The following is a 19936-nucleotide window of genomic DNA, read 5'->3' as shown; positions in this document are numbered from 1 at the left end:
GTAAAAGCAAGGTTCGAGAAAGCGGGATTCAAAAAGCAGGGTCAGGTATGGGTGGGGGTGGCGGGGGCCGCAGTTGTTGCGGAGAACGATCCGCACAGCCGGTGGACCAGGGACACGATGTCCGCGTCCTCGGCGATGCCGGCATTGACCAGGCGCAGCAAGGCTTCAACCCTGCCGGCCCCGTCAAGGGAATCGGCAGCCCGGATCTCCCGTGCCAGCGGATCCTGGAAATCCCCTGCCGTGGCCACGTAGTCGATCCACGCCGCGAGCATCAGGGCGGCACCGGAACCGCTGCGGCCTTCGGCGCGTTCCGCTGCCAGGACAGGTACGGCCCGCATGCGGAGCTTGGTGGTTCCGTCCGCCGCGATCTGGGCCAGGCGGTGGGCGATCCGGGCGTTTCCGAACCGCTCAAGCAGTGCCTGCCGGTACCCGGGGATGTCCAGGCCCTCAGAGCGCAGATGGTTGGCGGCTTCGTCCCAAAAATCCTCCACCGCCTTCCGGCACAGTGGGTCGGCCAGGGCCTCGGCCACGGTGGCGTGCCCGCGCAACTGCCCGGCATAGGCCAGGATGGAGTGCGACCCGTTGAGCAGCCACAGCTTCCGGTTCTCGTAGGGCTCGATATCATCAACCACCACGGCGCCCGCATCCTCCCAGCGGGGCCTTCCGGCCGGGAAGTCGCCGCTGAGCACCCAGTTCCGGAACGGCTCGGCAACCACCGGCGAGCTATCGCGGTAGCCGCACTGCTCCGCCACTTCCGCGATGTCCGCGTCGGTGGTCCGCGGGGTAATCCGGTCCACGGAAGTACTCACGAAGCTGACATTCGCCCCGATCCACTCCACCAGGTCCTGCCCCCATGCTGCGGCCATGCCCAGGACGCCACGGCGGGCAACGTCGCCGTTGGCCGACAGGTTGTCACAGCTGACGACGGCGATCGGTCCCGCGCCGCTGTCCCGGCGCCTGGCGAGGGCCAGCACCAGCCGCCCCAAAGGAGTGCCGGGCACCCTTGCCCCGCCGGAAGCAGCAGTCCCGCGGGGCGCGGAAGTCTCCCCGGAAGCGGAAGTCTCCCTTGTAATGGAAGTCTCCGGGGCCGCCGCTGCCGACAGCGCGCGGAGGTCATCCGCCACACTCGGGGCGTCGGCGTCGAACGTTCCATCCGCCGCCAAGCCGTAGGCGGCCTCGGTGATGGTCAGCGTGACCACGGCCGTTTCCGGGGCGGCGATGAACCGGCAGAGCCGGGCGACGTCAGCACCATCGATGGCCTCGACGATGCTTCCGATGACTTCGAAGCTGTCCCCGCCTGCCGATCGTTCCACCAGCGTGTAGAGGCAGGCCTGGGCGGAGAGTGCCTCCGCGGCGTCCGGGCGGCGGCCGGTGAACGCCGCGATCCCCCACTCAGCCGCGTCCGGGGCGTGCTGGGTATACCAGGCCTGGTGGGACCGGTGGAACGCCCCCAGACCGAGGTGGACAATGCGCACCGGGGCCTTGGGCAGCGGCTTCAGGCTCCGGTCCAGGGCAGGAGCGGAACCCGGTGCAGGAGCAGGGTCAGGGACAGGCGGGGCCGCATTCACAGCTTGAACACCCGCCGGGGCGAGGCGTCGATAATGTCCACGATCAGTTCGTGGGCGCGTTCTTCGGTAACCCGATGCTCAGCCACCAGGCGGGCCAGGAAGGAGGCCTCAATCCGCCGGGCGGTGTCATGGCGGGCCGGAATGGAGCAAAAAGCCCGGGTGTCGTCGATGAAGCCCGAGGAGCGGGAGAACCCGGCTGTCTCCGTCACCGCGGACCGGAAGCGGAGCATGGCATCCGGTGCGTCCAGGAACCACCACGGCGCCCCCAGGTACACCGACGGGTAGAAACCGGCCAGCGGGGCAAGTTCACGGGAAAAGACGGTCTCATCGAGGGTGAAGAGGACCAGGTGGAAGTCCTTTGCCGTCCCGAAATCCTGCAGCAGCGGCCGCACGGCCTCCGTGTAGTTGACCGCCACCGGGATATCATGCCCGGTGTCGGCCCCGAAGGCCTCGAACGTAGGCGTGTGGTGGTTGCGGAACGAGCCCGGGTGGATGGTCATCACCAGGCCGTCCTCCACCGACATCCGCGCCATCTGGTAGATCATGTGCGCTTCAAAGGCGTCCCTGTCAGCAGCACTTGCCTGGCCCGCCCGTCCCCGCTCAAAAAGCCGCTCCGCCTCGGCGTCGTCCAGCTTGAGCGTGGCAGGCGTGAAGACGCCATGGTCAGCGGACACTGCACCGCGTTCCACGAAGTGCCGGCGCCGGGCCTCCAGTGCCCTGATGTACCCGGCGTACCCCGACGCGCCCTCACCGGCGGAACTGATGAGGCGCTCCACGTTGTCCTGCCAGGCCGGATGCGCCATGTTCAGGTACTGGTCGGGCCGGAAGGTGGGCAGCACACGCGCGGCAAACGCGGGATCGGCCCGCAGCACCGCGTGGCTGTCCAGCGAGTCCAAGGGATCGTCCGTGGTGGCCAGCACCTCGATGTTGAATTCCTTGAACAGCTCGCGCGGCCGGAAACCCGGCTCCGAAAGCTTGGCCTGCAGGGCGTCGTACAGCCGGTCCGCGTTCTCGGCGGACGGCTCCTCTGCCAGCCCGAACACGTGGGCGAACTCCTGCCGGATCCAGTAACCGGACGCCGTCCCTTCAAAGGCAGGCCATGCCTCGCAGAAGTGCCGCCACACCTGCCGCGAATCGGCGGCCTGGCCGCCCAGTCCCAGCTGGTCCATGGGCACCCCGCCGGCGTGGATCAGCCGGGTGACGTAGTGGTCCGGCGTGACCAGCAGGGCGGCGGGATCGGGAAAAGGGGTGTTCCGCTCGATGACGGCAGCGTCCACGTGCCCGTGCGGGGAAATTATGGGCAGCCCTTCCACCGTTTTGAAGAGCGAGCGTGCGATGTCCCGGACACCGGGATCGGCCGGCAGGAGCCGGTCAGGGTGGTCCGCTATCGGCGTTCCCATCGGTCAACGCCTCCCTGCAGGAACGGACAGCCCCGCCAGGGCCGCCGTGGATCGGAGGTAGTCGAGGTTACCCGCCGTCCGTTCTGCCAGCGGGAGTTCGGTGGAGAAGTCCTCCACCGTCACCCACCCGTCATAGCCATGGGCCGCGAGCGCCTTGAAGTACTCCAGCACGCTGCCCTGGCCTGACCGCAGCGGAGCCCATTCATTCCGGAAGACGGCGGCGCCGGACTCGTCGGTTTCGCCGCTGTTGACCCAGGCCGCATTCTTCACGTGCACGTGGGCCAGGTAATCGCCCAGGAGCTGGAACGCGGGGAGGTAGTCCTCCTGTCCCTCGATCAGCAGGTTGCCCAGGTCATGGATCACGCCCACGTGCCGCGGATCCAGGCCGTCCAGCAGCCGCAGCGCGGACGAGGCCGACGCCGTGATGGTGCGGTGGTGCAGTTCCACGAGGGCCTTCACCCCATGGTGGGCGGCCCGTTCGACGATCCACTCGAAATCACGGCGGGCGCTGGCAAAGAGCTCCGGGTAGGGGGTCCCGCTGGCAGGCTCGTTTCCCCATGCCGCGGTTCCCAGGGGCGGTGTGGTCACCCGGACCTGGCCGGCGCCCAGCCTGGCGGTGGCGGCCAGCATGCGGTCAACGTCCCCATGGTTGTCGCACCGGGCATATCCGCCGATGCCGGAGAACTCAAGGCCGGCGCCGGACGTAAGGGCGGCGATGCGGTCCAGGTGGTCTTCCATGCCGGTGAGCGGGACGGTGGCCTTGTTGCCGGCCCAGAATCCCGGCTCGGGGGCATCGGCCTGGTCGGTGATCCGCCACTCCACGCCGTCCCAGCCCTGGTCGGCCAGGTGCTGAACTGCTTCTTGGGGAGTCCATTCGGGGGTTGATGCGGTAAATACTGAAAACTTCATAGCCTCAGGCGCTTTCTGCCGATGTGCCGCCGGTGCGGACTTCAAGGTCGTTGTACTTGCCTGCCAGGACGTCGTCGAAGAGGACGGGCTGGCCGAGGGTGGCCGAAACGTAGACGGAGCGTACCGCGGCGAGCGCGTTGACGGCGTCGCTGACGGTCACGCCGGCCTGCCGTCCTCCGGCGATGGCCGCCAGGATGTCCCGGTACTGCCGGACGTGGCCGGCGGGATACACGGTGGGATCCGCGGCCTTGTAGTCCTCCTCCGGGTGCTTGGCCAGTTCCTCTTCCGCCTGGTTGCCGCCGCCCTGGAGGCCCATGTCCGCGGACTCTCCGCCGGCGTCCTTGCTGTGGAAGTACTGCAGCCGGTCGTTGTCCACCACAGCGGATCCCTCGGATCCCATGAGCTGGACGCGCACCGTCAGGCCGGGGTACGCGGCGGTGGTGGCGTGCAGGACGGCCAGGCCGCCGTTTTCGAAGGTGATGGTGGCAACGGCCGTGTCTTCCACCTCAATACGTTCGTGGGCGAGCCGGGCGGTGTGGGCATGGATCTCCACGGGGCGTCCCATGAACCACAGCAACAGGTCCACGGTGTGGACGCCCTGGTTCATCAGGGCTCCACCGCCGTCCATGGACCAGGTGCCCCGCCAGTCACCGGAGTCGTAGTACCCCTGGCTGCGCCACCAGGCAACGGAAGCGATGGCGGAGGTGAGCCGGCCGAAGCGCCCCTTGGCCACGGCATCGGCAACGGCCACGCTTGACTGGTCAAACCGGTGCTGGCTGATGACGGAGGCCACAATCCCCTTGCCCGCCGCTTCCTTGGCCGCGGCTTCGATTTCCTGGGCCCGGGTGAGGTCAACGTCAAGGGGCTTTTCAATCACCACGTGCTTCCCGGCAGCCAGGACTTCCAGGCCCTGCTGGATATGCAGGCCGCTGGGGGTTGCCAGCGCCACGAGGTCGATATCCTCCGCCGCAAAGGCTTCCTGCAGGGTGGTGAACTGCGGCGGCCGTGGCCCGCCCTTCTTTTCGATGAAGTCCGCCAGGGACTCCGATGCTGCCGGAATGGCATCCACCAGCGCCACGATCCGGACCTCCGGAAATGCCTGGAGGGCTACGGCATGGGTGCGGCCAATGACGCCGCATCCGGTGATGGCTACGTTCAAGGTGCTCATGCGGTCTGGACTCCTGCTTCTGCGGTGACTTTTGCGAAGGCGCGTGCTGCGATGCCGAAGGCGGTGGGGCCGGAGAAACCGCCCAGCCCGTGGGCACCGGCGAGGTGCGGCTCCAGGGAGGCGAAGCCCTGGTAGCCGTCCGCCTTGAGTGCCTCCACGGTGCGGAGCACGTCCCCGTCCCCTTCACCGGCCGGCACCACATGGCCGTTTTCGAACAATGCGTCCTTGACCTGCAGGTACTCAAGGTGCGGACGCAGCTTCGTGTACCCCTCGTCAAAGGGCTTGACACCCACCTGGACGAAGTTCGCGGCATCCCACGCCACCTTCAGCGCGGGCGAGTTGACGGTCTCGATGATGTCCAGGACGCGGTCGGGGACGTCACCGAAAATGTCCTTCTCGTTTTCATGCAGGAGGATGACGCCGGCTTCCTCTGCCACATCGGCGAGCGCCCGCATGCGCTCCATGACGGCGTCGCGGATGCTGTCCACCTGCACTGATTCCCCGTAGTAGAAGGAGAAGATGCGGATGTACCGGGCGTCCAGGACCTTGGCGGCGTTCACGGCCCGGCGCAGCCGCTCCACCTCGTGCTCCACCGGCAGGCTGACATCCACCTTGCCGATAGGCGAAGCGATGGCGGAGACCTTCATGTCTTTTTCCGCCAGCAGGGATTTGAGGGCCTGGAGCTGTTCGTCGCTCAGGTCCACGATGTTGGTGCCCCAGGCGCTGCGGACTTCGATGTGGTTGGCGCCGAGGGCCTGCAGCACTGCTATCTGGACCGCTGGGTCGTCGTCGATCTCGTCGCCGAAGCCTGACAGCTGCCACGTGACCTGGGTGGTCGAAACCATGGTTATTTAACTCCTCCGGCGGTCAGCCCGCCTACTAGGTAACGCTGGAAAATCAGGTAAAGAATGACCACGGGAGCGGCACACACCAGCGCCGCCGCCATCATCTGGCCGTAGTAGGGAATGGCGCCGCCTTCCTGGGAAGCGCCGAAGATTTGAAGCGCGACGGCGGCGGTCTGGCTTTCCGGACGGGTCATCACCGAGGCGAACAGCACGTCGTTCCAGCCAAGCAGGAAGGCGAAGATGCCCGACACAACGATGCCGGGCCAGCTCAGCGGCAGGATGATCCGGAACAGCACGCCAAGGTGGGACGCGCCGTCGATCCTTGCTGCCTCTTCAAGCTCCTTGGGGAGCCCGCGGAGGTAGGTCACCATCACCCACGTGGAGAACGGCATGGCGAACGTCAGGTACGTGACGAACAGGCCCCACTGGGTCCCGATGACCTGGATACCCAGATAGGTCGAGGCCGAGGAAAACAAGACGAAGACCGGCAGCACCATGAGGGTGCCGGGCACGGACTGCAGTGCCAGCAGGCCGCGGAGGATGGTCAGCCGTCCCCGGAAGCTGTAGCGGACCAGGACGAACGCCGTGGAAATGGACATCGCCGCCGAAACCACCGCGGTTGCACCAGCCACCAGGACGCTGTTGGTCAAGCCGGTGGCCAGGCCCACGCTGGTCCAGATCTTCGAGTAGTTCTCAAACGTGACCGTGGACGGCCAGAACTCCCCGTTGGCCACCCCGATATCCGAGTTCACGGAGGCCAGGAAGATGTACAGCACAGGAGTCAGGACCAGGACGCCCAGGAAGACCAGGACGAAGATCAGCAGGGGGGTGGGCAGAAGCCGCAGCACCTCATGCTGGCGGTGTGATCCCGGACGGTCGACTTCGAAGGTGGCCGTACGCTGCCGGCTGGCTGTCGTGGTGCTCATTTCTTGGCTCCAGGTGTTTCGGCGTCGTCAAGCTTGACGGCACGGAGGTAGACGAACAGCGGGATGGCGATCAGCACCAGGGAGATGAAGGCCATGGCGGCGCTCAGGCCAAAGCGGAAGCTCTGGAAGCTGGTGACGTAGGTCAGGATGGGGAGGACTTCGACGTCGGCCGGCGCCGGAACGCCGAACAGCACGTACGGGAGGGTGAAGTTGTTGATGTGGTGCAGCATGCCGATCAGGAAGGCCAGCGCCAGCGGGCCCTTCAGGTAGGGGAAGACCACGTAACGCAGCTTGTTCCACCACAGCGCGCCGTCCAGGGCCGAGGCTTCATGCACTTCGTGGTCCACGGACTGCAGGCCGGACAGCGCCAGCAGGTAGATGAACGGCCACGATGCCCAGATCTGGACCAGGACAAGCGTCCAGAAGGTCTGCGGCCCGTTCAGCCACAGTCCAACGTGGATTCCCACGGTTGCCAGGGCCTCGTCCATGATGCCGCCCGGCTGGAGGATGGTCCGCCAGACGGTTGCCACCACGAAGGACGGGAGGACGTAGGGGATGAGGAAGACCGACCGGATGACGGCGCGGCCCTTGAAGGCGTTCTGGGTTGCGATGGCGGCGGCGATGCCCAGCGGCAGCGTCACCACCATGGCCAGGAGCGAGTAGCTGACACTGAGCCATACTGCGTGCAGCAGCGGCGAGTTGGTGACCGCTTCAACGAAGTTCTCCACTCCGATGAATGGTGCGCTGATCCATTTCCGCAGGGTGTACTGGTCCAGGTTCAGGGCGGACATGTAGATGCCCAGCAGGAGCGGGACCACGATGATGATGATCATCAGGGCCCCGCCGGGGATGAGCATCCAGAGCGGCCGGTTGCGTTCGCTCAGGCCTTTGCGGCGGGGACCGCCGTGGTGCTCGGGGCTGTGGCCGGCTGCATCGGCAGTCCTGGCCGCCCGGCCTGCGGCGGAATCCACCGCAGGCCGGACTTCATGAGAGGCGTCAGTTGACATTGGAACTATCCTTTGGAGGCCCGGTCCAGGGAAGCCTGGCCCTTGGTCTGGGCGTCCTTGATCCTTTGTTCGAGGGCAGACCCGTCAACCTTGCCCGCAGCCAGGTCCGGGACGGACTGGACGGTGACGTTGAGGAGGCCGAGCTGGATGTCGCCCCAGGCGCCGGTGAAGGGGGTGGCCTTGGACTTTGCGGCAGCCTCAGCCAGCGGCTTGAGCTTGGCGTCAGTGAGGCTGGCCAGGGCTTCGGCGTTGGCCGGAAGATCGCCGAAGATCTTCTGGTAGTTCAGCTGCTCGTCCTTGGAGGTGATCAGCTTGATGTAGGCGAAAGCCAGGTCCTTCTGCTTGGAGTAGTCAGCCACCACCAGGTTGTCACCCGAGAGGATGCTGGCGGCGTCGCCGTCGGACTTGGACTGCGTCTCACCCGGCGCGATGGTGGGCATCAGGGTGTATTCGTACTTGCCGGCAATGGCGGACTTGTCCAGGGTGGGGATGGAGCTGGACGTGGTCATCATCAGGTAGCCGGCCTTGCCGCTGGCGAAGGCCGCCACGGCGTTGCTGTTGCTCCAGCCCACGGCGGCGGGGTCCACCACCTTGTCGTTGGTCAGCCAGCCGAAGTAGGTCTCGTAGGCCTTCTTGACGGTGGGGTCGTCCATCTTCAGCTTGTTGCCGTCCACCAGCGGGTTGCCTGCCTGCACCGACATGGCCCAGATGAACTTCCAGGGATCGAAGTTGTCCTTGTAGCCGGTGGCGATGCCGTACGTGCCGTCCTTGGTCATCTTCTTGGCCTGGGCGGCAAGTTCATCCCAGCTGGTTGCAGGCTTGTCGATTCCTGCGGCCGCGAGGATGTCCTTGTTGTAGGCCATCACGAACGGACGGCTGACGAAGGGAATGCCGGCCAGGTGGTCCTTGTCCGGTCCGGAGATTCCGAGTGCGGCCTGGTTGAAGCGGTCCTTGCCGCCAACTTTCTTCCAGTCGTCATCAGAGAGGGTGACGAATGCCTTGGTGGCGTAGGCCGTGGGGGTGAAGGTGGTGCCGAGCCCGTAGACGTCAGGGCCCTGCCCGGAGACCACGGAGGTCTGGATCCTGGTGAGTTCATCGTTGGCCGAAGCGAAGGTTTCGAACTTCACGTCGGCCCCGGTTTCAGCCTTGAACTTGGCAGCGATATCGCTCTGCCACTGCTTCTGCTGTTCGGGGTACTGGCTCAGGACGCCGACCAGGACGTTGAGGGTCTTGCCCGTCCCGTCCACTTTGCCGTCCGCATTCGTGGAACCTCCCCCGCCGGTCCCGGAACCTGAACCGCAACCGGTCAGGGCGAGTGCTGCAGCCGTAACAATCGCCGCAAGCCCAGTAGTCGATTTAAACCTCATTGTTTTTCTCCTCTAGGACACCCACATGGCCACATCCGTCCTGTGGCGGAAATCACTGCAGGCGACTCGAAAGCCAGTCTAGGAAGATGGCAAGCATGTGGCAAGCGGTTGCCAAAAGTTGCCATAAGTGCTGAGATGGATGCAGTAAAAGACAGGGCACGCCGGCAGGAAACTGGGGATGGCGGTTGGTCCAGCCAGCAAGGAAAGGCCCACTGCCATGGCTGATTCAGGGACTACAGGGACCGCCAGGGACGCACCAAAACGGGATGCAGGACGGGACCGCCCGCCCACTATCCGCGATGTTGCCGAGCTCGCCGGGGTGGCGACGTCCACCGTGTCACGCGCCCTCGCCCGGCCCGACCGCGTCAACCCGCGCACCCGGATACGGATCGAGGAGGCGGCAGCGGAACTGAACTACGTGCCGAGTTCGCAGGCACGCGGGCTCAGCTCCGGGCGGACCAACGCGGTAGCCGTGCTGGTGCCTGACATCACCAACCCGTTCTACTTCGACATCATCCGTGGCACCCAGCACCAGCTCAAGGCCGCCGGCGTGACCCAACTCCTGGTGGACACCGAGGAGTCCAGCGAGATGGAACTGGATGCGCTGCACAAGATGCGCAAGTCCGCGGATGGTTTTATCCTTGCCGCCTCGCGCCTGACGGACGCCCAACTGGCGGAGGTCTCGCGGACCCAGCCCCTGGTCACCTTCAACCGGGCTTCCACCAGCGCCCCCACTGTGATGATTGATACGCCCTCCGCCATCATCCAGGCCCTGGAGCACCTCGCCTCCCTGGGACACCACAAAGTCTGCTACGTCGCCGGGCCGCCCACCTCATGGTCGAACCAGATGCGGTGGAAGGTCTTCGAGGACGATGCCACAAGGCGGGGCATGGAGGTCCACCGGATTGGGCCCTACACCCCGAAGACGACGTCAGGGGCCGCCGCGGCGGACGCGGCAGTGAGGACGGGTGCCACGGCCTGCATCGTCTTCAATGACCTGCTGGCGATCGGCATGCTCCAGCGGCTGCAAGCGCGCGGTATCCGAGTGCCCGCCGACATCAGCATTATCGGCTCTGACGACATCTTCGGCGCCGACTTCTGCAACCCGCCCCTGACCACCATCTCCAGTCCCATCGAGCAGGCGGGCAGGGTGGCGGTGTCCATGCTGCTGGCGCAGCTCAACCCACTGTCCGGAAGTGCCAGCCGGCAGCTCGCCGTCATGCCCACCCACCTGACCATCCGCGACTCCACTGGCCCCGCCCCCCACTAGGCCCCGCCCCCCACTAGACGAATCCACTGCTCCCCACAGGCCCCGCCCCCACTAACAGAATCCACTGCTCCCCACCGGCACCCTAACCTCGCAAGCTCGGCCAGGGAACCCTGCGGTGTGGGCCCACCTGCCGTTTTCAGCGGCCAAAACGACAGGTACGGAGCAATGGATTGTGTTACCCGGTCCACACCAAAGGCGGGCGTACGACGGCGGGAGCCACCCGCCGTCGTACGCCCGCCCTGGGAAAGCGGTGCCTAGGCTTCCACCAGCTTGGCGCCGGCCGGAACCTCCGCCGGAACGCCGGGCTCACCGCGGCCGTACAGCCAATCGTTGTACTGGAAGTTATTGTCACCGCGGCTCTTGAACAGCATGTTCCGCAGGACGCGGGCCACGCCGTCCACGTGCCAGGACTCGCCCCAGATCCGGGCCGTCCGCTGCACACGGGCCGTCCGCGCTGCGCGGGTTTCGTTGAACTCGCGGAACGCAGCCTCCCAGGCACCGGCGTCGATCCCCTCGGAGGTGAAAACCTTGTCGCGCGCCACGTCCTGGAGCACGGCTGCGTCCTCCAGGGCCTGGCAGGCACCCTGGGCCAGGTACTGCAGCATGGGATGGGCAGCGTCGCCGATGAGGGCCATGCGGCCGGAAACCCAGTTCTCGATGGGATTGCGGTCGTACATGGGCCAGCGGATTCCGGTGGCCAGGTTCTTCAGGGCTTCCTGAACAGCAGGGACGCAGTCCTTGTAGGCTGCTTCGAGTTCGTCCACGCCGCCGTACTGCTCTTCGCCGCGTTCGAATGACGGGGACTTGAACACTGCCACGGTGTTGAGCAGCTGGCCCTTCCGCAGCGGGTACTGGACCAGGTGGCAGTCCGGGCCCAGGTAGACAATGACGTCCTCCAGGTCCGCGGCCGGGGTCTCCTCCGTGATGGGCACCGTCCCGCGGTACGCCACGTAGGCCGAGTTCACCGGACCGTCGTTGGCAACCGTGCCGCGGAGGGTGGACTTCAGCCCGTCAGCTGCCAGGATGGCGTCGGCTTCGAAGACCTCGCCCTTGGCGGTGTAGGCGCGGGCCCGGTCGCCGTCGCTTTCCACCTTCTGCACCAGGACGTCGTTCACCAGGGTGACGCCGGCTTCCTGGCAGGCCTCCAGCAGGATCCGGTGCAGGTCGCTGCGGTGGATGACCACATAGGGGGCGCCGTAGCGTTCCTCGAACTCCCCGCCCAGGGTCTGGCGGGTCAGTTCCTCGCCGGTGACAGCGTCACGGAACACCAGGTGCTTGGGCTGGACGCCGATTTCCAGCGCCTTCTCCAGCAGGCCCCAGCGCTTGAGGACGCGGGAAGCGTTGGGGGCCATCTGCAGGCCGGCACCCACTTCACCGAAGGCCGGCGCCACTTCAACCAGGGTGACATCGGCGCCGTTTTCGCGGAGCGCCAGGGCTCCGGCGAGTCCGGCCATGCCGCCGCCCACGACGAGGACGTCGGTGGACTCTTTGACGTTAGACATTGGAAACTCCTACTGCTGTTGATTTCTTGATTTTGACGCCGACTGCCGCGATCAGGACTGCTGCCGCGGCGGCTGCTCCGGCAAAGGCCAGGAAGTTTGAATTGACGCCCAGGCCCGCTGCGAGCAGGAGCCCACCGGCCTGGGGGGCTGCGACGGCGCCGATCCGGCCCACGCCGAGCGCCCAGCCGAGGGCGGTACCGCGGAGGTGTGCCGGGTAGTGGCTGGCCACGGCGGCGATGATCAGGCACTGGGTGCCGTGCGTCCCCACACCGGCAAGCACCAGCATGAAATAGACGACGGCAACGGGCGGCCCGGTCACCAGGACCATCAGGGCGACCGCGGCAACGGCCGCTGCCGCAATGGCCGTGGGGATGGGTCCGAACCGGGTCCCCGCCCAAGCCGTCAGCACCGAGCCCGCCACGGCGCCCAGATTGAGCGCCAGCGCGAACGTCAGGGCGGATCCAAGGTTGTAGCCGGCCAGCTGCATGAGGTTGGGCAGCCACGTGCCCAGCCCGTACCAGGCGAACAGGGTCACCAGGGTGCCGATGGCAAACAGGACGCTGATGCCAAGGTAGGGCGCGCGCAGCAGTGAGCCGAATCCCACCGGTGACCTGGCGGCACTGCCTCCGGGTGCCACGACAGAATTGGGTGCCAGGGTTTCCGGCAGGTAGCGGAGGCCCAGCGGGATCACCACCACCAGTGCGACGACGGCGACCAGGAACATGACGGGCCAGCCGAAGGCCGGAATCAGCGGGATGCCCACCAGCGCGGCAATGGAGCCGCCAATGGGAACGCCGGACATCATCAGGGTGGCGATGGTGGACCGCCATTTTTCCGGCACCAGTTCGGCCACGAGGGCATTGGCTGAGGGCACCAGGCCGCCCAGCCCGATGCCGGCCAGCAGGCGGAGGCCGCCGAAGACCGGTGCGTTGGGTGCGAAGGCGCAGAGGATGGTGAAGACGGAGAAGACGACGGCGCAGCCGATGATGGTGCGCCGCCGGCCCCAGGTATCGGACATGCGGCCGGCGAAGACCGCGCCGATCATCATGCCCACGAAGGCCATGGACCCGATGGTTCCGGCCGTGGCCTTGGTGAGGCCCCAGCCGGTGTCGTTGATGAGCGAGCCCTGGACGGTGCCGTAGACGATCAGGTCATAGCCGTCGAAAACGACCAGCAGCCAGCACACCAGGACGGCGAGCACGGAACGCCGGGGGAACCCGGAAAGGCCTGCGCCCGGAGCGGGGGCGGCCGTGCGCTGCGGCGCTGCAGCGGAAGTTGTGTGATTCATCCCACCACTGTGCTGGCAGTCATAGCGCCGCGCCCATAAGATTCTGTCATGCAGAATCTTCCGGCCCGGCGGAAGCCCACGTACTCCATTGAAGCGGTGGACAACGCCCTGCAGCTCCTCCAGCTGCTGCGGGACGTTGGCAGCCTGCGACTCAAGGACGCTGCAGAGGAACTGGACGTGGCGCCGTCCACCGCCCACCGCCTCCTGGCCATGCTGGTGTACCGCGGTTTTGCGGTGCAGGACGAAACCCGCCGGTATGTCCCCGGGCCGGCGATGGGCGCGGGCCCGGCAGGCTTCAGTTGGACCCGGAAGCTGCGGGACATCTCGCGGCCGCACATGGAACTGCTGTGCGCCCGCACCAATGAGACCGTCAACCTCATGATCAGGGTGGGCACCAAGGTCCGCTTCCTGGACACGGTGGAGAGCTCCAACATCCTCCGCGTCGGCGACCGCCAGGGCACCCTGCTCCCTGCGCACAAGGCCTCGGGTGGCAAAGCCATCCTGGCCGAAATGGATCCCGCTGTCCTGGAGCAGCTGTTCCGCAGCCCGAATGCCGAGCTGGGCGGCGACCACATCCCGGACTCCGAGTACCCGGCCTTCCTGCGCGAGCTGGAGTCCGTGCGCGCGAACGGGTTTGCCGCCAACTTCGAAGGCACTGAGGAGGGCATCAGTGCCTTCGGGATGGCCCTGCACAACGGCAAGGGCATGGTGGTGGGCGCCCTGAGCGTGGCCACTCCGGTGGCACGGTTCCGGCCGCTGTTCGATGCCGGACTGGTGGGCGTGATGATGGAAACGCGGCGCCAGCTGGAAATAGATATCGCCGCCAATCCGGCGGACGGCGCAGAGGGCGCCTGAGCAGGGCCCACAGCGGCGCGGGAAGGAATTCTGGCAGCCAGAATATGCTGGGGATCACAGCACATCTTCCCTAGGGTCGAATCCACGTCGCAGTCAGTCCGCACGCAAGGAGAAGGCCAGTGTCGATCAGCGCTGAAAACCAAACGCACGAGTCCGTGGCACAGGAACACCATGTTCCCGAGCCCACCCCCGAGGAGGCTGCCCAGCTTGAGCAGCTGTACCAGGATTTCGATAAGGAAAACCTGATTCCGCTGTGGACGGAGATTGCGGACCTGATGCCCATGGTCCCGTCCCCCAAGGCAGTGCCGCACGTCTGGCGGTGGAATGACCTGTACCCCCTGGCCGCCCGCGCCGGCGACCTGGTGCCGGTGGGCCGGGGCGGGGAACGACGTGCCATCGCACTGGCCAACCCCGGCCTGGCCGGCACCCCCTATGCCACCCCCACGCTGTGGGCAGCCATCCAGTATCTCGGCGGCCGCGAAACCGCCCCGGAGCACCGCCACTCGCAGAACGCCTTCCGCTTTGTCGTTGAAGGCGAGGGCGTGTGGACCGTGGTGAACGGCGACCCCGTCCGGATGTCCCGCGGCGACTTCCTGCTCACCCCGGGCTGGAACTTCCACGGCCACCACAACGACACCGACGAGCCCATGGCCTGGATTGACGGGCTGGACATCCCGTTCGTGCACTACGCCGACGCCGGCTTCTTCGAGTTCGGCACCGAGCGCGTCACCGATGAGGCCACCCCGGACATTTCCCGTTCGGAGCGGCTCTGGGCCCATCCCGGCCTGCGCCCGCTCTCCGGGCTTGATGACACCACCAACTCCCCCATCGCCGCGTACCGGTGGAAGTACACCGACGCCGCCCTGCGCGAACAGCTGCTGCTGGAAGACGAGGGCCACCCCGCCACGGTCTCCCAGGGCCATGCCGCCGTCCGGTACACCAACCCCACCACCGGTGGTGACGTGATGCCCACCATCCGCGCGGAGTTCCACCGGCTGCGCGCCGGCGCCAGCACCGAGACCGTCCGCGAGGTGGGCTCAAGCGTCTGGCAGGTCTTCGAAGGCACCGGCACCGTGACCCTCAACGGGGAAACGAAGGTCCTGGCCAAGGGCGACCTCTTCGTGGTCCCGTCCTGGGCCGCCTGGTCCCTGCAGGCCGACGCTGGTTCACAAACGGAGTTTGATTTGTTCCGTTTCAGTGACGCCCCCATCTTTGAGCGCCTTAACTTCAACCGCACCTACAGCGAAGGACGCACCAAGTAATGAAACTCCTCACCCTCCGCCTGAATTCCGGAGACACAGGTAACGGCAAGAGCACGACGGCGGTCCGCCAGGACGGTGACACCCTCACCGAGATTCCGGGCTTCTCCGACGTCGGGGCCCTGCTGAAGGACCCCACCTGGGAAACCACGGCCAAGGAAGCCCACGGCGCAACGCACCCCTTGGACGGCGCCGACCTCGCCGCCGTCGTGCCCTCCCCCGGCAAGATCATCTGCGTGGGCCACAACTACCGCAACCACATCAAGGAGATGGGCCGCGAAGTCCCCGAGCACCCCACCCTGTTCGCCAAGTACGCCGAATCCCTGATCGGCCCCAACGACGACCTCGCGCTGCCGCAGGAATCGGACACCGTGGACTGGGAAGCGGAACTCGCCGTCGTGATCGGCAAGGCCGGCCGCCGGATCCCCGAGGCGGAGGCCGCCGGACACATCGCCGGCTATGCAGTTCTGAATGACGTGTCCATGCGCGACTACCAGTTCCGAACCATCCAGTGGCTGCAGGGCAAGACCTGGGAGAAGTCCACCCCGTTCGGCCCCGCCCTGGTCACCAAGGATGAATTCACCGCCGGACCGCTGATGACCTCGGCCGTGGACGGTGAAATCCAGCAGAGCACTCCCACCTCGGACCTGGTGTTCACCCCGGAATTCCTGGTCTCCTACATCTCCACGATCATCACCCTCAACCCCGGCGACGTCATTGCCACAGGCACCCCCGGCGGGGTGGGCCACGCCCAGGACCCCAAGCGCTACCTGCAGGAGGGCCAGGTCCTGGTGACCACCATCGAGGGCCTGGGCCAACTGACGAACCGCGTGGTCAAGGAAGCCTGATGGTTGCCCGGCGCGACCAGACCACCGATCCCGTCCTGCTCGACAGGCTGCTGCAGGCCCGGCGCGGCACCGCGTTCTTTGCCCGCAAGCTCAACGAGCTTCCGGACGCGGACCTCGACGGGGACTCGCTGCTGCCGGGCTGGAGCCGCCGCCACGTTGTAGCCCACGTGGGCTACAACGCCCGGGCCATCGCGCGCCTCGTGGAGTGGGCGGCCACCGGTGTGGAAACGCCCATGTATCCCTCCGTTGAGGTCCGCAACCACGAGATCGACTTCGGCGCCACGCTGAGCCCCATCGCCCTGCGGAACCTGTTCGACCACTCCGCCGTGCACCTCAACGTGGAATGGCGGGACCTGCCTGCTGATTCCTGGCATCACAAGGTCAAAACCGTCCAGGGCAGGACAGTGCCGGCGGAAGAAACCGTATGGATGCGCACCCGCGAGGTGTGGGTGCACGCCGTGGACCTGGATAACGGGGCGACCTTCAAGGACATCCCCGCGCCCGTCCTGGAACGGCTGCTCAAGGACATCACCGGCGCCTGGCACGCCCGCGGGACGGACAAGGACCTGGTTGTCGAGGTCACCGGCCAGGCCTCGCCGCTTACGTACGGCGACACGACGGCGGCCGCGTCGCCCACCGTGGTTTCGGGTTCCCTGCCGGCCATCGCGCAGTGGGCCACCGGACGGGGCACGGACGGAACCACGTCACAGCGCGACGGCGGATTGGTCACCCCGGCGCCACCGGCACCGGCCTGGATCTGACGGGAACACATAGACCGCACCAAAGGCGGGCCAGCATGGGCTGGCCCGCCTTTCGGCGTTACAGCAGGTCATTCCGGACCATGGGCAGCCTTCGCCTCGGGCTGGAAACCAAAAATGGGTCCTTGAACTTGGAACGGATTCCATGAACTCACATCACGACGCTGGATAGCATGAAGTGACCGGACAGAGCCGTCCGGTGGGATCAACGCAAAAGGACAACCCATGGCCGCGGTTACGGTGGATGACATCCTCGCGGATCTCCCCCTTGGCTTCGCCAGCCTTATCCTCCGGCCTGCCCCTTCGGCGCCGGCCATCGAACGGTTCCTGATTGTCGACGCCGACGACGAAGCAATCGAGGCCGCCAAAGCATTTGTGCTGCTCATCGGGGTCCGTGGCAGGTCCGCGCTGCCTGCCCTCCGTCGCCTCCTGAAGGACCCGCCCCCGGTGGTCGCCCTGAAGGGCCAGCGTGAAGACCTCGCAGAAGCGGAGGAACTCCTCCGCGCAGCCGGGTCAGGTCTGCTGCTGGTGGACCCGGCGGCAGACTGGGACCGCCTCCTCTCCATTGCCAAGGACCGGATCCAGCCGCGCAGCTACCAGAGCGAAGTGTTGACGCTGCTTGAGGAAGACCTGTTCGCCATCGCCCAGACCACGGCGCGGCTCACGTCCAGCCATGTGCTCATAGAGGATGCGGCCAACAAGGTCCTGGCCTACTCCACCGTCACCAACGACATCGATGAACTCCGGAAGGCGTCCATCCTGGCCCGCCGCGGCCCCCGCAAGTATGAACTGCTGCTCAAGGACCTGGGCGCCTACCGGGAACTCCACCGTACCCGGCAGCCGGTCCGCGTCCCCGCACGGCCCCAGGACGGGCTGCGGGAACGGGTTGCCATCGCACTCTTCGCAGGCGAACGGATCATGGGCTACATCTGGCTCCAGGAGACCGGCGCCGGCTTTGGTCCGGATGTTGAATACGTCCTGACCGGCTCCGCGGCACGCGTTTCCGCCGAACTGATCCGCTACCGCAACCAGCAGTCCGTCCATATGCGGGAGGACCGGATCGTCCGGATCCTGTCCGGCCCCGCCGAGGCCGCCGCCAGCGCGCACAGCGGGAAAATCCCTTCGGAACGTCCCGCCGCCCTCATCCTCATCGGCATGTCCGACGCCGACTCGCGCGCCGACGACGCCGGACTCAAGCACGGGGAACTTGCCAACCTCGCCTCCATCCACGCAGCCGCATACAAGCCCACCGCCGTCGTGGGCCAGTTCAACGGTGACACCGCCATCATCGTGCCCGACCTGCAGTCAAGCACGGCGGAATCTGGGCTGCGGTCGCTGGCCGAAGCGATCGTCCGGGATGCCGGCAAACACCTCGGCATCAATCCGTTCGCAGCCGTCGGCCCCCTGGCGCCGGACCTGCTGTCCCTCCACACGGTGACCCGGATTACGGAGGCGCTGCTGGCCTGCGTGGGCACCGCGGAATCCGGCACGGTTGCCTCGGTAGGTGATTTCGAAGCCGAGATCCTCTACCGCGAGGCGGCCCGGAACTTCCACTCTTCACCCTTCCGCCACCGCAGCCTGGCAACACTCCTCCAGGAAGATGCGGAGCTCGCCGAAACCCTGCGCGCGTATTTCGACGCGTCCTTCGACGTCGCCGAGTGCGCCCGGCAGATGAACCTGCACAAGAACACCGTGTACTACCGGGTGGCGAAAGCCACCCGGGTGACCGGCCTCAACTTCAGCAGTCCCAGGGACTCCCTGGTGGCACTGCTCCACCTCCAGGAGTGGGCCTCCACCTCCTACGACACTTCAGGCAGGAAATGACCACAACGCTCGGTGCACCACCCCTGGACGTCCTCCTTGAGGACATCGTCCGGTATCACCGGCCGCGGAAGGAAACGGGTGCAGTGCCCCGCAACATCCCCTTCCTGGCCAAGGTCCCCTTCGACCGGTTTGGAATCGCCGTCGCCACCACCACCGGTGACGTCTTTTGCTCCGGCGACGCTGACGTCCCGTTCTCCATCCAGAGCATCTCCAAGGTGTTCACGCTGGCCATGGCGCTGCAGGGCGGCGGATCACCCCGCCTGTGGTCACGGGTGCTGCGCGAGCCGTCGGGAACCGCCTTCAACTCCCTGGTCCAGCTCGAAGCCGAACACGGCATCCCGCGCAACCCCTTCATCAACGCCGGCGCACTGGTGGTCACCGACCACCTGATGGAACAGACGCCCGACGCCGCCGCGCACCTCCTGCGGTTCCTCACCGAACAGGCCGGCCAGCAGGCCCGCACAGGAAAGCAGGGACAGCCAGGACCGTTCATTGACGAGGCCGCCGCTGCCGGCGAACTGGCCGGCAGCAGCCGCAACCTGGCCCTGGCCCACTTCCTGAAGGACTTCGGAAACCTCACCCGGCCGGCGGAATCAGTGGTGGAAAACTATGTCCGCCAGTGTTCCATCATGATGACCTGCACCGAGCTGGCCAAGGCCGGCCTGTTCCTTGCCAATGACGGCCAGGGGGCCTCCGGGACGGTGTTGCCGCCCAGCGAGGCCAAGCGGGTGGGCTCCATCATGCTGACCTGCGGCATGTATGACGCTGCCGGTGAATTCGCCTACCGCGTGGGCCTGCCCGGCAAGAGCGGGGTGGGCGGCGGAATCCTGGTCATCGTGCCGGGCCAGTGCGCCATCTGTGTGTGGAGCCCCCGCCTGGATGCCAAAGGCAATTCCCTCGCCGGCACGGCAGCCCTTGCCGACCTCTCGGACCGCACCGGCTGGTCCGTTTTCTAGATTTTCCCACCCCATCAGATCTCCCCCGGATCGAAAGGAAATACCCATGCCCAACAACCCCAATGACGAGGTTGGTTTCGACCACATTATTGATGGTGGTCACGCGCATGCGTCCGAGACCTCCCTGCACGCGGAGGACAAGGGTTACCACAAGAACCTCAAGCCCCGGCAGATCCAGATGATCGC

Annotated in this window: 17 protein-coding genes; 7 read left to right on the top strand and 10 right to left on the bottom strand. The window is 66.4% G+C overall.

The window, feature by feature from the left end:
• Positions 1-41: 41 nt before the first annotated feature.
• From ASG86_RS09440 to ASG86_RS09405, 8 genes are read right to left on the bottom strand one after another with little or no spacing between them, the layout of a single operon-like run.
• Positions 42-1568: a mannitol dehydrogenase family protein gene (locus tag ASG86_RS09440; RefSeq protein WP_082566739.1), complete on the bottom strand. Its 1527-nt coding sequence runs from the start codon at positions 1566-1568 to the stop codon at positions 42-44.
• Positions 1565-2968, bottom strand: coding sequence for a glucuronate isomerase (gene uxaC / locus ASG86_RS09435; protein ID WP_056333051.1), 1404 nt, complete (start codon positions 2966-2968; stop codon positions 1565-1567). Before uxaC ends, ASG86_RS09440 begins: the two co-directional genes overlap by 4 nt.
• 3 nt (positions 2969-2971) lie before the next feature.
• Complete coding sequence (locus ASG86_RS09430) at positions 2972-3877, bottom strand: sugar phosphate isomerase/epimerase family protein (RefSeq protein ID WP_056333046.1); 906 nt, start codon at positions 3875-3877, stop codon at positions 2972-2974.
• 4 nt (positions 3878-3881) lie between these two features.
• Positions 3882-5045 carry a Gfo/Idh/MocA family protein gene (locus tag ASG86_RS09425; RefSeq protein WP_056333044.1) on the bottom strand — a complete coding sequence of 388 codons (1164 nt, stop codon included), beginning with the start codon at positions 5043-5045 and terminating at the stop codon, positions 3882-3884.
• Complete coding sequence (locus ASG86_RS09420) at positions 5042-5890, bottom strand: sugar phosphate isomerase/epimerase family protein (RefSeq protein ID WP_056333041.1); 849 nt, start codon at positions 5888-5890, stop codon at positions 5042-5044. Before ASG86_RS09420 ends, ASG86_RS09425 begins: the two co-directional genes overlap by 4 nt.
• A gap of 2 nt (positions 5891-5892) precedes the next feature.
• Positions 5893-6816: a carbohydrate ABC transporter permease gene (locus tag ASG86_RS09415; RefSeq protein WP_056333038.1), complete on the bottom strand. Its 924-nt coding sequence runs from the start codon at positions 6814-6816 to the stop codon at positions 5893-5895.
• Entirely contained in the window at positions 6813-7823 is a 1011-nt protein-coding gene (locus ASG86_RS09410; RefSeq protein ID WP_056333037.1) for a carbohydrate ABC transporter permease, read from the bottom strand. The genes ASG86_RS09415 and ASG86_RS09410 overlap by 4 nt, the downstream gene beginning before the upstream one ends.
• 5 nt (positions 7824-7828) lie before the next feature.
• The gene (locus tag ASG86_RS09405; RefSeq protein WP_200946230.1) at positions 7829-9190 is read right to left on the bottom strand and encodes an ABC transporter substrate-binding protein; all 1362 of its coding nucleotides are present in this window, start codon (positions 9188-9190) and stop codon (positions 7829-7831) included.
• 217 nt (positions 9191-9407) lie between these two features.
• Between ASG86_RS09405 and ASG86_RS09400 the strand changes: the two genes are divergently transcribed.
• Positions 9408-10460, top strand: a complete 1053-nt coding sequence (locus tag ASG86_RS09400; protein WP_056333073.1) for a LacI family DNA-binding transcriptional regulator — start codon at positions 9408-9410, stop codon at positions 10458-10460.
• A 254-nt stretch (positions 10461-10714) separates the two neighbouring features.
• Here the strand turns inward: ASG86_RS09400 and ASG86_RS09395 are convergent, their stop codons facing one another.
• Together ASG86_RS09395 and ASG86_RS09390 are read right to left on the bottom strand one after the other, a co-directional pair.
• A complete protein-coding gene (locus tag ASG86_RS09395) occupies positions 10715-11962 on the bottom strand; it encodes an FAD-dependent oxidoreductase (RefSeq protein WP_056333031.1) in 1248 nt (415 codons plus the stop codon).
• Positions 11955-13250: an MFS transporter gene (locus ASG86_RS09390; protein WP_056333028.1), complete on the bottom strand. Its 1296-nt coding sequence runs from the start codon at positions 13248-13250 to the stop codon at positions 11955-11957. Before ASG86_RS09390 ends, ASG86_RS09395 begins: the two co-directional genes overlap by 8 nt.
• A gap of 48 nt (positions 13251-13298) precedes the next feature.
• Here ASG86_RS09390 and ASG86_RS09385 point away from each other — a divergent pair, with 48 nt between their 5' ends.
• The 6 genes from ASG86_RS09385 (at position 13299) to ASG86_RS09360 (ending at position 19750) form a co-directional block, all read left to right on the top strand.
• Complete coding sequence (locus ASG86_RS09385) at positions 13299-14105, top strand: IclR family transcriptional regulator (RefSeq protein WP_056333026.1); 807 nt, start codon at positions 13299-13301, stop codon at positions 14103-14105.
• Between the two features lie 119 nt (positions 14106-14224).
• Positions 14225-15367: a cupin domain-containing protein gene (locus ASG86_RS09380; protein WP_056333023.1), complete on the top strand. Its 1143-nt coding sequence runs from the start codon at positions 14225-14227 to the stop codon at positions 15365-15367.
• Positions 15367-16212 carry a fumarylacetoacetate hydrolase family protein gene (locus tag ASG86_RS09375; RefSeq protein ID WP_056333020.1) on the top strand — a complete coding sequence of 282 codons (846 nt, stop codon included), beginning with the start codon at positions 15367-15369 and terminating at the stop codon, positions 16210-16212. Before ASG86_RS09380 ends, ASG86_RS09375 begins: the two co-directional genes overlap by 1 nt.
• Positions 16212-16973, top strand: coding sequence for a maleylpyruvate isomerase family mycothiol-dependent enzyme (locus ASG86_RS09370; RefSeq protein WP_056333016.1), 762 nt, complete (start codon positions 16212-16214; stop codon positions 16971-16973). The genes ASG86_RS09375 and ASG86_RS09370 overlap by 1 nt, the downstream gene beginning before the upstream one ends.
• Positions 16974-17195: 222 nt before the next feature.
• The gene (locus ASG86_RS09365) at positions 17196-18794 is read left to right on the top strand and encodes a PucR family transcriptional regulator (RefSeq protein WP_056333013.1); all 1599 of its coding nucleotides are present in this window, start codon (positions 17196-17198) and stop codon (positions 18792-18794) included.
• Positions 18791-19750 carry a glutaminase gene (locus ASG86_RS09360; protein ID WP_056333010.1) on the top strand — a complete coding sequence of 320 codons (960 nt, stop codon included), beginning with the start codon at positions 18791-18793 and terminating at the stop codon, positions 19748-19750. The genes ASG86_RS09365 and ASG86_RS09360 overlap by 4 nt, the downstream gene beginning before the upstream one ends.
• The last annotated feature ends 186 nt before the right edge of the window (positions 19751-19936 follow it).

Origin of the sequence: Arthrobacter sp. Soil764, from assembly GCF_001428075.1 — a bacterium.
Taxonomy (GTDB): Bacteria; Actinomycetota; Actinomycetes; order Actinomycetales; family Micrococcaceae; genus Arthrobacter.
Note: the sequence above shows the minus strand (reverse complement) of the source record. Positions and strands in the feature narration are given on the sequence as shown.